At 56.1% G+C, this 12,628-nt stretch carries 11 protein-coding genes; 6 read left to right on the plus strand and 5 right to left on the minus strand.

Translation table 11 applies throughout. The annotated features are described in order from the left end of the window. The first annotated feature begins 65 nt into the window (after nucleotides 1-65). From HA50_RS14700 to HA50_RS14720, 5 genes are all read left to right on the plus strand, one after another. Complete coding sequence (locus tag HA50_RS14700) at nucleotides 66-1,658, plus strand: ABC transporter substrate-binding protein (RefSeq protein WP_084876330.1); 1,593 nt, start codon at nucleotides 66-68, stop codon at nucleotides 1,656-1,658. Between the two features lie 85 nt (nucleotides 1,659-1,743). After that, nucleotides 1,744-2,682, plus strand: coding sequence for an ABC transporter permease (locus HA50_RS14705; RefSeq protein WP_084876331.1), 939 nt, complete (start codon nucleotides 1,744-1,746; stop codon nucleotides 2,680-2,682). Next, a complete protein-coding gene (locus HA50_RS14710) occupies nucleotides 2,679-3,530 on the plus strand; it encodes an ABC transporter permease (RefSeq protein ID WP_084876332.1) in 852 nt (283 codons plus the stop codon). Before HA50_RS14705 ends, HA50_RS14710 begins: the two co-directional genes overlap by 4 nt. Before the next feature lie 18 nt (nucleotides 3,531-3,548). Continuing rightward, nucleotides 3,549-4,544: an ABC transporter ATP-binding protein gene (locus HA50_RS14715; protein WP_084876333.1), complete on the plus strand. Its 996-nt coding sequence runs from the start codon at nucleotides 3,549-3,551 to the stop codon at nucleotides 4,542-4,544. 1 nt (nucleotide 4,545) lies between these two features. Then, the gene (locus tag HA50_RS14720; RefSeq protein WP_084876334.1) at nucleotides 4,546-5,562 is read left to right on the plus strand and encodes an ABC transporter ATP-binding protein; all 1,017 of its coding nucleotides are present in this window, start codon (nucleotides 4,546-4,548) and stop codon (nucleotides 5,560-5,562) included. A gap of 50 nt (nucleotides 5,563-5,612) precedes the next feature. On the opposite strand, the gene glyA is transcribed toward HA50_RS14720, so the two are convergent. Next, a complete protein-coding gene (gene glyA, locus HA50_RS14725; RefSeq protein ID WP_084876335.1) occupies nucleotides 5,613-6,866 on the minus strand; it encodes a serine hydroxymethyltransferase in 1,254 nt (417 codons plus the stop codon). 338 nt (nucleotides 6,867-7,204) lie between these two features. On the opposite strand from glyA, the gene hmpA reads away from it, so the two are divergent. After that, nucleotides 7,205-8,389: an NO-inducible flavohemoprotein gene (hmpA, locus tag HA50_RS14730; RefSeq protein WP_084876336.1), complete on the plus strand. Its 1,185-nt coding sequence runs from the start codon at nucleotides 7,205-7,207 to the stop codon at nucleotides 8,387-8,389. A 124-nt stretch (nucleotides 8,390-8,513) separates the two neighbouring features. On the opposite strand, the gene glnB is transcribed toward hmpA, so the two are convergent. The 4 genes from glnB to HA50_RS14750 form a co-directional block, all read right to left on the minus strand. Beyond that, entirely contained in the window at nucleotides 8,514-8,852 is a 339-nt protein-coding gene (gene glnB, locus HA50_RS14735; protein WP_007886217.1) for a nitrogen regulatory protein P-II, read from the minus strand. A 164-nt stretch (nucleotides 8,853-9,016) separates the two neighbouring features. Continuing rightward, the gene (gene glrR, locus HA50_RS14740) at nucleotides 9,017-10,348 is read right to left on the minus strand and encodes a two-component system response regulator GlrR (RefSeq protein ID WP_084876337.1); all 1,332 of its coding nucleotides are present in this window, start codon (nucleotides 10,346-10,348) and stop codon (nucleotides 9,017-9,019) included. Continuing rightward, on the minus strand, nucleotides 10,348-11,022 hold the full coding sequence (gene qseG / locus HA50_RS14745) for a two-component system QseEF-associated lipoprotein QseG (protein ID WP_084876338.1): 675 nt from the start codon (nucleotides 11,020-11,022) through the stop codon (nucleotides 10,348-10,350). The genes glrR and qseG overlap by 1 nt, the downstream gene beginning before the upstream one ends. 3 nt (nucleotides 11,023-11,025) lie before the next feature. Further along, nucleotides 11,026-12,453 carry a sensor histidine kinase gene (locus HA50_RS14750; RefSeq protein WP_084876339.1) on the minus strand — a complete coding sequence of 476 codons (1,428 nt, stop codon included), beginning with the start codon at nucleotides 12,451-12,453 and terminating at the stop codon, nucleotides 11,026-11,028. Between the last annotated feature and the right edge of the window lie 175 nt (nucleotides 12,454-12,628).

Raw genomic sequence — 12,628 nt, forward strand, 5'->3', positions numbered from 1 at the left:
CTTTTCAGGGTGACAAACCGGTGCCTGACAAGCATTTTTTTCTGACTCAACAGAGGGGCAAGGTAATGAAAGTTATGCCTAAATTAACGTTAATCGCCTTACTGGCAGCAAGTGCCTTCAACGCCCTGGCCGCACAGGCAGCAGAGGTAGTACAGCGCGGCGGAACCCTGACTTATGGTCGCTACGCTGACAGTAATTTCCTCGAACCGGTCCTGAACGAAAGCAATAACGATATCTGGATCCTCTCCAACCTGTATGACACCCTGCTGCTGCCAACCAACGATGGCAAGGGCATCAGACCTGGTCTGGCAACAGCGTGGAAGCTGGCAGCAGACGGTAAAAGCGTCACGCTTACCCTGCGCCCTGATACTAAATTCTCTGACGGCTCGCCCATCACCGCCGAAGACGTTAAATGGTCACTTGAACGTGCTGCCAAACCAGGTAACGGCGTATGGCAATTTCTGGTCAGCGCAATCGATAACGTCACCATCAGCGATCCTCATACCGTGGTGATCCACCTGTCGCATACCGATCCTGCCATCCTTACCGCGCTGACGGTGTTCAACACCGCGATCATGCCGGAGAAACAGTTCGAAGCGGAACCGGGTGCCACCGATCACGACAAAGCAGCGGCATTCGCCGAGCATCCGATTGGATCCGGCCCTTTTATGCTGAAGTCGTGGCAACATAACGCCACCATGACGCTGGTGCGTAACCCGTACTACTGGGAAAAAGGCGCGGATGGCAAAGCCCTGCCCTACCTTGACGGCATCAAGTTTGAAATCATTCCTGACGATGCTACCCGCATCCTGAAGTTGCAGTCCGGCGAGCTGGACGGTGCGGAGTTTATCCCTTACTCACGAGTTAAAGAGTTGCAGGGTAACCCGGCACTGAATATGGCACTGTTCCCGTCAACCCGCGTCGAAGTCGCCAGCGTCAACGCGCGGCCAGAGATCGACGGCAAGCCGAACCCACTGGCGAACCCGAAAGTGCGCGCCGCACTAAACTACGCCACGGATAAAGACGGCATCATCCAGCTGGTGACATTCGGACTGGGTAAACCGATGACTTCGTTTATGTCGACCTCGACCCCGCTGAACTCCGGCACCAAACCGCTCTGGCCGGTGGATGTGGAGAAAGCGCAGTCGCTGATGAAAGAAGCGGGCTATCCCAACGGCTTCAGTACCAGCATGAATATTCTGGCGGGTAATGAAGACAGCCTGAGCATCGCCACCGGCCTGCAACAGATGTGGGCGCAGATTGGCGTGAAGTTAACCATCAATCAAATGGATAACGCCACGCTGAACGCCAACTTCCGCAAGGGGAATTTCAGCACCCGCATTGGGCCGTGGACCGACGACATCGCCGATCCGAACGAAATCACCTCGTACTACGCCTATTCGAAGAACATTCAGGCGCTGCACTCAGGATGGAAAAGCGACGAGCTGGATAAGTTGTTTGAAGCCTCACAGCAGGAAACCAATCCGGCGAAACGCGCAGAGCAGTACAAACAAATCCAGGACATCTACAACAGCACCGGTCCGACGATTCCGCTTTATGAAAGTTCTTATCCGGTCGCGCTGAAGAAAAATGTCGAAGGATTCGTCCAGATCCCACTGGGTAATAACATCTTCACCGAAACCTGGCTGAAGAAGTAATTCGCCATTCATTACACCGAGTGAAATCCAGCCATCTGGCGCTGTAGCGACTACAGCGCCATTACGCTGGATTTGGGAGCACGCGTTGACTGAGCTGAGTTATATTTTAAAACGCATTCTGCTGATCATCCCGACGCTGCTGGTGATTCTGGTGGTGACTTTCACCATCGTGCGTCTGCTACCTGGCGATCCCGCCAGTGCGATGATCGGCGATCGCGCCACCGACACTGATGTCACCCGTATCAATCAACAGCTGGGGCTGGATCAGTCACTGCCTGTGCAGTTTGTCGGGTTTGTGCGCCAGGTCGCCAGTGGCAATCTGGGCAATTCCTATGCGATGCATGCCCCGGTGACGGCGGTTATCGCCGAACGTTTGCCCGTCACCCTGCTGCTGACCGGCATGGCCGCGTTGTTTTCACTGCTGATGGCGATCCCGCTGGCCTTTATTTCGGCGCTCAAACGCAACAGCGCCACCGACATCACCATTCGTGGCGCATCGCAGGTCACACTGTCGATGCCCTCCTTCTATATCGGCCTGGTGCTGCTGACCGTTTTTGCCGCGCAACTGCACTGGTTCCCGGTCGGCGGCTATGGCGATAGCTGGGGACAGCGCGTCTATCATCTGTTTCTTCCGGCGATGACGCTTGCCGTGAGCATCACCTCGGTGCTGATTGGCAGCCTGCGTAACTCGATCATCGCGGTGCTCGATGCGGAATATATCACCTTCGCCCGCGCCAAAGGGCTGAGCAGCCGGGTAGTGTTGCTGCGCCATGTGCTGCGCAACTCGCTGATCCCGATGCTGAGCCTGTTTGCCCTCAATATCGGCACCACCATCGGCAGCGCGGTAATCACCGAAACGGTGTTCGCCGTCCCCGGCATCGCCCGCCTGATGGTGGATAGCATTTTCAGCCGCGACTATCCGATGATTCAGGGGCTGGTGATCGTGCTGTCCGTGCTGGTGTCGCTGATTTTCCTCATCACCGACATCGTGCAGGTGATGATTGACCCAAGGAGGGCACGATGAGTGAATTAATTATCCAGCGATCCCTCACCCGCAAGTGGCGCAAATACCTGCCCTGGTCGTCGCTGTTGGGCTGCATCATTCTGGTGCTCAGCCTGCTGATGGCGTTCTTTCCGCACCTGGTTGCTACTGCCGACCCGCTGAAGTTTGACTATCGCGCCATCCTCAAGGGGCCGAGTCCGCAACACTTTTTTGGCACCGATAACTTTGGCCGCGATATCTTCTCGCGCGTGGTGTATGCCTACCAGATTGATTTGCAAATCGCCTTCTTCACCACGTTGTTCCCGATGGTGTTTGGCACGCTGGTGGGTCTGCTGGTCGGCTATTTCGGCGGCGTGGCCGAGATGCTGTTCCAGAGGATCGTCGATGCGGTAGTCACCTTCCCGTTGCTGGTGCTGGTCATCGCTATCGTCGCCATTCTTGGTCCGGGCCTGAATAGCATGTATATCGCCGTCGGCATTATTTATTGGGTGTTCTACGCCAAATTAATTGCCGGTGAAGTGAGCATTCAGAAACGGCTGGAGTACGTCGCGGCAGGCAAAGTCATGGGCTACAGCACCCCGCGCATTATCTTCCGTCACGTATTGCCGAACGTCATCACCACCACACTGGTGTACTGGATGACCGACATGGCGCTGGCGATCCTGCTGGGTTCCAGCCTCGGTTATCTCGGCCTCGGTGCACAGCCACCTGCCGCCGAATGGGGGGTGCTGATCGCCTCCGGTAAAAACTTCATGGATACCGCATGGTGGATAACGATTTTCCCCGGTATTGCCATCGTATTAACCGGCCTGGGATTCAGCCTGTTTGGCGATCTGCTGGCAGACTGGCTGCGTCCTGGAAGCCGTTAGTGAACATGAGAGCGAATTATGCCCAGCCAGATATCCCCTTTGCTTGAGGTGCAGCAGCTCAACACCCAAATTCATACTTCGCGCGGCAGCCTGCGGGCGATTCAGGACGTGAGCTTCAGCCTCAATCCGGGAGAAATTCTCGGGCTGGTGGGTGAATCCGGCTCGGGAAAAAGCGTCACCCTGCGTTCTCTGCTGCGCCTGATGCCCGCCAGCGCCGAGGTTTCGGGTTCGGTCAAATGGCAGGGCCGCGAGATTAGCAGCATGAAACCCGCCGAGCTGCGCAGCATTCGTGGCGGTGAAATCGCGATGATTTTTCAGGAACCGATGATCGCGCTTAATCCGGTGTTAACCGTCTGGCGGCAAATTGAGGAAAGCCTGGCTGCTCACACCGATTTAACGCGCAAACAACGCCGCCAGCGTGCCATTGAATTACTGAATCAGGTGGGGATTCCCGCGCCGGAACTGCGTCTCGACGATTATCCGCACCAGTTTTCCGGTGGGATGCGCCAGCGTGTGATGATTGCCATCGCGCTGGCAGGTAATCCCCGGCTGCTGCTGGCTGACGAACCCACAACCGCGCTGGATGTCACCATTCAGGAACAGATCCTCAAGCTACTGTTCAACCTGCGTGACCAGCTGGCGATGGGGATTATTTTTGTCACCCACGATCTCGGCGTGGTCGCCCAGCTGTGCGATCGCGTGGCGGTGATGTATGCCGGACGTATCGTGGAAAGCGCGCCGGTGCGCGAAATTTTCAGCCAGCCGCGTCATCCCTACACCCAGGGGTTGATCGCTTCGGTGCCACAAAACGGCGGCGAGCGAAAACCATTGCAGTCGATTGAGGGCACACCGCCATCGCTGCTTAATCTGCCGCAGGGGTGCAGTTTTAGCCCGCGCTGTCGTTATAAAACCGACATCTGCCTCAGGGAGGTGCCGCCCCCTGAAGCGCTGAATAGCGAGCATCAGGTTGCCTGTCATCATCACGCTAACCTTAACGTCATGGAGGGCATCTGAGATGGGTGAAACTCTGCCACACAGCAACCTGCCGATTGTCAGCGTCGAGGAAGCGATAGTCCACTTCCCGGTGGCGCAGACCATCCTCGAAAAGATTCAGGGGAAACCCCGCAAGTTTGTGCAGGCGCTGAACGGCGTCAGGCTGGAACTGATGCAAGGCGAGACGCTTGGCGTGGTTGGCGAGTCCGGCTGTGGTAAATCCACGCTGGCGCGCACCATGGTTGGTCTGCTGCAAACTAACGAAGGCAAAATCTACTTCAATGGCAAAGACATCGCGACGCTGCGTGGCAAAGAACGCCGCAGCTTTAACCGCCAGGTGCAGATGATTTTCCAGGATCCCTACAGTTCACTTAACCCGCGCATGACCGTCGGCCAGGTGCTGACCGAAGCGCTGTCGGTGCACGGCATGTGCGCGAAAAAAGATATTCCGGCGCGTATCCGTGAGCTGATGGAATTGGTGCGTCTGCCTGCCGACGCCATCGATAAACTGCCACATGAGTTTTCTGGTGGGCAGCGCCAGCGTATTGGCATCAGTCGCGCGCTGGCCGTGGAGCCACAGGTGTTGATCGCCGATGAACTGGTTTCGGCGCTGGATGTGTCAGTGCAGGCACAGGTGGTAAACCTGCTGCTGGATTTGCAGCAGAAACTCAATCTTACGGTGCTGTTCGTCGCCCACGATCTGCGGCTGGTCAGACATATTTCGCATCGTGTGGCGGTGATGTACCTTGGCGAAGTGGTGGAAGTGGCGGATACCGAAACGCTGTTTATCAAGCCATTGCATCCCTATACCCAGGCCTTATTACGCGCGGCGCCGAGTATGGACCCTGACGATCGCGGGAAAAATGTCAGCCTGACCGGCGAACTCCCCAGCCCGCTTGCCCCCCCGTCCGGCTGTCGCTTTCATACCCGCTGCCCGTTTGTGACCGACCGCTGCCGTACTGAGCGGCCGGTGCTGGCACTGAAATCCGGTGGTCAACGCGTGGCCTGTCACCTGGTTCCCTTTGAATCCGGGGCATAAAAAAAGGATGGCTTCCGCCATCCTTTCTATCGCAACGCGCTTATGCGAAATCAGGCATAAACCGGCAGACGTGCACAGATATCCAGCACTTTCTGCTTGGTACGTTCGATGGTGGCTTCGTCGTTGATGTTGTCCAGCACATCCGCAATCCAGCCTGCCAGTTCACGTACTTCCGCTTCTTTGAAGCCACGACGGGTGACTGCCGGGGTACCGATACGCACACCAGACGTCACGAACGGGCTCTTCGGATCGTTCGGTACGCTGTTTTTGTTGACGGTGATGTTAGCACGACCCAGCGCGGCATCCGCTTCTTTACCGGTCAGGTTTTTGCTCACCAGATCAATCAGGAACAGGTGGTTATAGGTACCACCTGATACGATGTTGTAGCCGCGTTCAATCAGCACTTCCACCATCGCTTTAGCGTTTTTAGCCACCTGCTGCTGGTAAGTTTTGAACTCAGGCTCCATCGCTTCTTTGAACGCGACAGCTTTACCGGCGATCACGTGCATCAGCGGGCCGCCCTGGCCGCCAGGGAACACCGCAGAGTTCAGTTTTTTGTACAGCTCTTCATCACCGTTTTTCGCCAGGATCAGGCCGCCACGCGGACCTGCCAGGGTTTTGTGGGTGGTTGAAGTGACGATATGCGCATGCGGCACCGGGTTCGGATAGACGTCAGCCGCGATCAGGCCAGCGACGTGCGCCATGTCAACGAACAGGTACGCGCCAACGCTGTCAGCGATTTCACGCATTTTGGCCCAGTCAACCACGCCAGAGTAAGCAGAGAAACCACCGACGATCATTTTCGGCTTATGGGTTTTCGCCAGTTCTGCCAGCTCGTTGTAGTCAATTTTGCCAGTTTCATCGATGCCGTAAGGCACCACGTTATACAGTTTACCGGACAGGTTAACCGGTGAACCGTGCGTCAGGTGACCACCGTGTGCCAGGTTCATACCCAGAATGGTGTCGCCCGGCTGCAGCAGCGCGGTGTAGACCGCGAAGTTTGCCTGAGAACCAGAGTGCGGCTGCACGTTGGCGTAGTCTGCGCCGAACAGCGCTTTCGCGCGGTCAATCGCCAGCTGCTCAACGATATCAACGTATTCACATCCGCCGTAGTAGCGTTTGCCCGGATACCCTTCCGCGTATTTATTGGTGAGCTGTGAACCTTGCGCCTGCATAACGCGCGGGCTGGTGTAGTTTTCAGAAGCAATCAGTTCAATGTGCTCTTCCTGGCGCACTTTCTCTTGCTCCATCGCCTGCCACAACTCGGCATCATAATCGGCAATGTTCATATCACGCTTTAACATCCGCATCTCCTGACTCAGCTAACTTTTTAACGGCAATTTAAGCCCCGCTAAGGGGCGAAGGCCAACAGTGTAAACCGTTTTGACAGGTGACGGTAGCAGCAATCCCCTCTTTTTACGCAAACGATTGGCAAGGCGCTGGAACGGGTTTTTTACGCATTTTTGCAAGCCAGAGAATCACGATATTTCCTCAGAATGAAGCGGAAAAAATTTCAGGTTTGTGGCAGAGATTCCAGGAAATCTGATTTATCCCTGAGCATTCAGGGGGATTTACAACCACCCGTTGGCGATTATAAGATGCATTTAAAATACAACTTTTAAAATGCTATGAGGATTCACCCATGCTTAACGCGCAAGACATCGCTATCATCAAATCCACCCTGCCCGCGATTGCCGAATTAGGCCCCCAACTCACCGGTCACTTTTATCAGCGTATGCTGACGCAGCACCCGGAACTGAAAGATGTGTTCAACATGAACAATCAGCGCAGCGGCAACCAGCGTGAAGCGCTGTTCAACGCCATCTGTGCCTACGGCAGTAATCTGGAAAACCTCGAAGTGCTGCTGCCCGCGGTGGAAAAAATCGCCCAGAAACATACCAGCCTGAATATTCAGCCCGAGCAGTACGCCATCGTCGGTGAAAATCTGCTGGCGACCATTCAGGAACTGTTGAATCCGGGCGACGAGGTGTTACAGGCGTGGGGCAAGGCGTATGGCGTGCTGGCTGAGGTGTTTATCCAGCGTGAAGAAGCGATTTACCGCGCGTCCGCAGCGAAAACCGGTGGCTGGCGTGGTGCGCGTGAGTTCCGTATTCGTGCCATTCAGCCGCAAAGCAGCGTGATTAAAAGTTTCGAGCTGGAGCCGGTGGATGGTGCAGCAGTGGCGGATTTCCTGCCGGGTCAGTATCTGGCCATCACCCTGCGCCCGGACAGCCAGGGCAATCTGCAACATCGTCAATACTCACTCACCCACCAGCCAAATGGTCAGTTCTATCGTATTGCGGTGAAACGTGAAGATCAGGGCGCGGTATCTAACTGGCTGCATGACGAAGCGCAGGTCGGGGATGTGGTGCAATGCGCGGCACCGGCGGGTGATTTCTTCCTCCAGGCAGAGCCTGCGACGCCAGTTACCCTGATCTCAGCGGGTGTTGGCCAGACTCCGATGCTGGCGATGCTCGCCAGCCTGGCAGAACAACAGCATCCGGCAGCAGTCACTTGGTTGCATGCCACAGAAGACGGCCAGCAACATGCCTTCGCCGCGGAAGTCCAGGCACTGGGTAGCCGCCTGCCGAACTTCAGCAGCCATGTCTGGTATCGCCAGCCTGCCGCAGCAGACGCCGGTCGTTACGATGCGCAGGGATTGATGGATTTAGCGGGCGTTTCTGCTGAACTCGGTCAGCCCGATCGCCAGTTCTGGCTCTGTGGCCCGCTGGCGTTTATGCAGTTTGTCGCACGCCAGTTGCTGGATGCGGGTGTCACCGCCGACCGTATTCATTACGAAGTGTTTGGTCCGCATAAGGTGCTGTAAGTTCGGGGACCCTACCCGGTATGAGGGAAATATTGCGCCGCACCGGGTTGTAGCGGCGCAATTTATTGCGCAGTGATGAAAAAAGCGCGATAAATCGCGCCGCTACATCAATTTGCTGCTGCGATTAGATCGCCTCTTCGTCTTCTTCACCGGTACGGATACGCACGACACGTGCCACGTCAAAGACAAAGATTTTACCGTCGCCGATTTTACCGGTTTGCGCAGTTTTCATGATGGTCTCAACGCAGGTATCAACGATATCGTCGCCCACCACCATTTCGATTTTTACTTTCGGCAGAAAATCGACCATATACTCGGCACCACGATACAGTTCAGTGTGACCTTTCTGGCGACCAAATCCTTTCACTTCGCTCACCGTCATCCCGGTGATGCCGACTTCCGCTAACGCTTCGCGTACATCATCGAGTTTAAATGGTTTGATAATTGCATCGATCTTTTTCATCACAGATCCTTTTTTCACTCCCTCCGTGGCCGGACGGGTAACAGATAGTATAAATGTTCCTGCCGCAGCCGCTGGCTCAGAGCCGTCTGTGGCGTCAAAACAGGACTTTCTCCTGCTTTCTGTCCGAATGCTGGGGCAACAGGCCGAATCGCAGCGGCAGAAAGCTACTCTTTAAAATCACTGGCGTCCAGTTCATGGCGCGACAGCAGCTTATAAAACTCGGTGCGGTTACGTCCAGCCAGACGCGCAGCATTGGTCACATTTCCTTTGGTCATTTGCAGCAGCTTACGCAGATAGTTCAGTTCAAACTGATTGCGCGCTTCGACAAATGTCGGCAGCGCGGTGTTCTCACCTGCCAGCGCCTGTTCAACCAGCGCATCGCCAATCACCGGTGACGTACTCAGCGCTACGCACTGCTCGATCACGTTCACCAGTTGACGCACATTACCCGGCCAGCTGGCTCCCACCAATCGTTTCATGGCGTCCACGGAAAAACTGCGCACAAAGGGTTTATGACGATCGGCAGACTGGCGCAGCAAATGATTCGCCAGCAGGGGAATATCTTCGGCACGTTCATGCAACGCCGGGATCTTCAGATTCACCACGTTGAGGCGATAGTAGAGATCTTCGCGAAAGCTTTTCTTTTCCATCGCTTTGGGCAAATCACGATGGGTGGCGGAGATAATGCGTACATTGATACTGACATCATGATTACTGCCGAGCGGACGTACCTTGCGCTCCTGGAGTACGCGCAGCAGCTTCACCTGCAACGCCTGCGGCATATCGCCAATCTCATCGAGGAATAACGTGCCACCCTCAGCCGCCTGAAAAAGCCCCTCGCGGGCGCTGACTGCGCCGGTAAAGGCTCCTTTGGCGTGACCGAACAGCTCAGACTCCAGCAACTGTTCCGGTAATGCGCCACAGTTGATGGCGATAAAAGGTTTACTGGCACGCGGACTGGCGGCATGAATCGCCTGCGCAAGTACCTCTTTACCAGTGCCACTCTGGCCGTTAATCAACACACTGACATCGGATTGCGCCACCATATGCGCCTGCTCCAGCAGCCGCAGCATCAGCGGGTTACGCGTGACGATAGACTCACGCCAGCCATCATCGGTCTCAGGCGCACGCAGGGCCAGTGCCTCATCAATCGCTTTGTATAACGCATCGCGATCCACCGGTTTGGTGAGAAAGCTAAATACGCCCTGTTGGGTGGCTGAAACCGCTTCCGGGATCGATCCATGCGCAGTCAGGATGATCACCGGCAGGCCCGCGTGGCGCTTCTGGATTTCGCCAAACAACGCCAGACCGTCCATCTCATCCATCCGCAGGTCGCTGACCACCAAATCGACCTTCTCTTTTTGCAGATGACGTAAGGCTTCCGGCCCACTGGCCGCTGTTGCGACCTGATAGCCTTCACTGCTGAGACGCATTCCCAGCAACTTCAGCAAGCCCGGATCATCATCCACCAGCAATAATCGTGCGGCCTGTTTCATTATGGCTGCTCCTCATTCGCCGTACCGCTGGCACTGTGCGACGTATCGCTGCTGTCGGGCGCTTTACGCGAGGACAGCTGACGCTCGATATCCGTCAGGCGTTCCAGCTTATGCTGCGTATCCGCCAGCGAGGTACGTAGCGTGCGTTGCTGCTGGCGCAGGCTATCCAGCTCGGCATCGGTGCTTTGCTGTAGCCGCGCATAGCGGCCACGCGCGTCACTCAGTTCCAGCTGAGCGGCCTGATTACTGCGCCACAGCTGAATCAGCGGACGAACTGCCGCCGGAAACGTCGTACTGTAGCCATCCAGCGTATCAACATAATCGCGGCGTTCCTGTGGCGTTACGTTGCCGTTAGCCAGCAATATGCCCTGCTTAAAGGCGCGGGACCAGCCCTGCACCGGCCAGCGGCGTGCTTCCGCCCGGGCTTCAGCCGGTGACAGACGCTCGGCACAATCAATGGCACGCTGCCAATACAAGGGGTTGCTCATGGCAGACGGGTACTCAATTTGCCAGACATTGCCGCAGTCCGTCGCCAGATAGTCCGGCAGACGCACCTGTGGCTCCGGCTGAATGCTGTCGTCCCTGAGGGCGCTGTCTGCGGAAGGTGCATGGCAGCCTGCAAGGCTGAACACCAGCAGGCTACCGGCAAATATTTTTTTGAGGGATAAATTCATTGATCAGGCATTCCCGGCGGTGGTAGTCAAAATGATACGAAAACAGACATCCGCGTCCTTGTGTGTCACCAACTGCAAATCGCCCTGCATCCTGCGCAGGCAATCTTTGGCGATGCTTAAACCCAGTCCGCTGCCTTTAACCGGCCCTTTGCGTTGTTGGCTGCCCTGATAAAAAGGCTCAAAGATCATCGCCTGTTCTTCAGCCGGAATCGGTGTGCCGGTGTTTGCCACCTCAATCCACACCTCATTGCCCTTCTGCTGACTGTGCAGCCAGATGTTACCGGATTCGCTACCGTAGTTCACGGCGTTCGAATAAAGGTTATCGATCACCCGTTGCAGCAAGGTGGCTTCAGCCAGGCAGTGGTTCACCTGCAAATCCACATGGGTGCTCATCTGGCGCGCATGGGCCGGCAATGAGTGCGATTTCACCACCGTATCGACAATGGTATCCAGCGCCACCACATCCAGTGCCATCGGACCATCGGCCAGTTTGCGGTTGTAATCCAGCAACTGCTCGATCAAACGTTGCAAATGACGGCTGCTGGTATCCAGAATCGCCACCACTTCCTGCTGTTCGCTATTCAGTGGACCGGCCACCTGATCGGCTAACAATTCCGTGCCTTCGCGCAGGCTGGCAAGGGGCGTTTTCAGTTCATGGGAAAGATGGCGTAAAAATTCGTGGCGTTGCGCTTCCAGCCAGCTCAGGCGTTCACTCAGCCAGACAATACGCTTACCGAGCGAGCGAATTTCACGCGGACCACGGAAGCTGATACTGTCGCCCAGCGCCTTGCCTTCGCCCAGCCGGTTGATCATCCGCTCCACCCGCTTCACCGGCCCGATGATCATGCCGGTAAACAACAGCACCAGCGCCAGGCTGATCAGGAACAATATCAGAGCCTGCCAGCCAAAAAACTGGCCTCGATCGGCAATTTCACGCTGCAATTGCAAACCCCGCGAAAACACCACTTCGCGTGTTTCCTGCACCATTTGCGCATTGGTATCGGAAAAGTGCTCAAGGGCAGTCGATGCAGGTGCGGAGGGATTGCCGCTGGCACATTGCAGCGTTTCCAGCTGCGGCAGCGTGGCGGCTAACAGTTTGAACGAGGGCAAATCCGGCAGGCTGGCAGCGTGGGTGGTGAGCATCTGACTGTAGTGCGCACGTTGTGACTGATAGAGCCGCGCCAGACTGTCATCACCCAACACACAATATTGACGATAGCTGCGCTCCAGCTCGATGGCAGTCCGCGCCATGGCTTCGCTGCGGCGTACGTCCGTAAAGGTGTTGCGATTGGTGTCTGCCGCCTGATTACTCAGCGCCGACAGGCTTTCCCATGCCTGCCACGCCAGTACCAGCAGCGGCAGCAGCACCAGCAGGAACGCCATCAGTACTAGCTGACGCAGCGAACGGGGAAATAAACGCCATCTCTTCACAACCGGATTTCCTTAAAATTTTACTGCAGGAATGCTAGCGGAGTCTGAAAGCGGAAGAAAGCACAGATAAGAAAACGGCAGGCGCTATGGCCTGCCGTTGAGCGTGACGCCGAACGCCTCACGCGGGAATAAGGTGGTGCCTAACTCAACGTTACGTCCGATGCTTGATAACGTT

Origin of the sequence: Pantoea cypripedii, assembly GCF_002095535.1 — a bacterium.
Classification (GTDB): Bacteria; Pseudomonadota; Gammaproteobacteria; order Enterobacterales; family Enterobacteriaceae; genus Pantoea; species Pantoea cypripedii.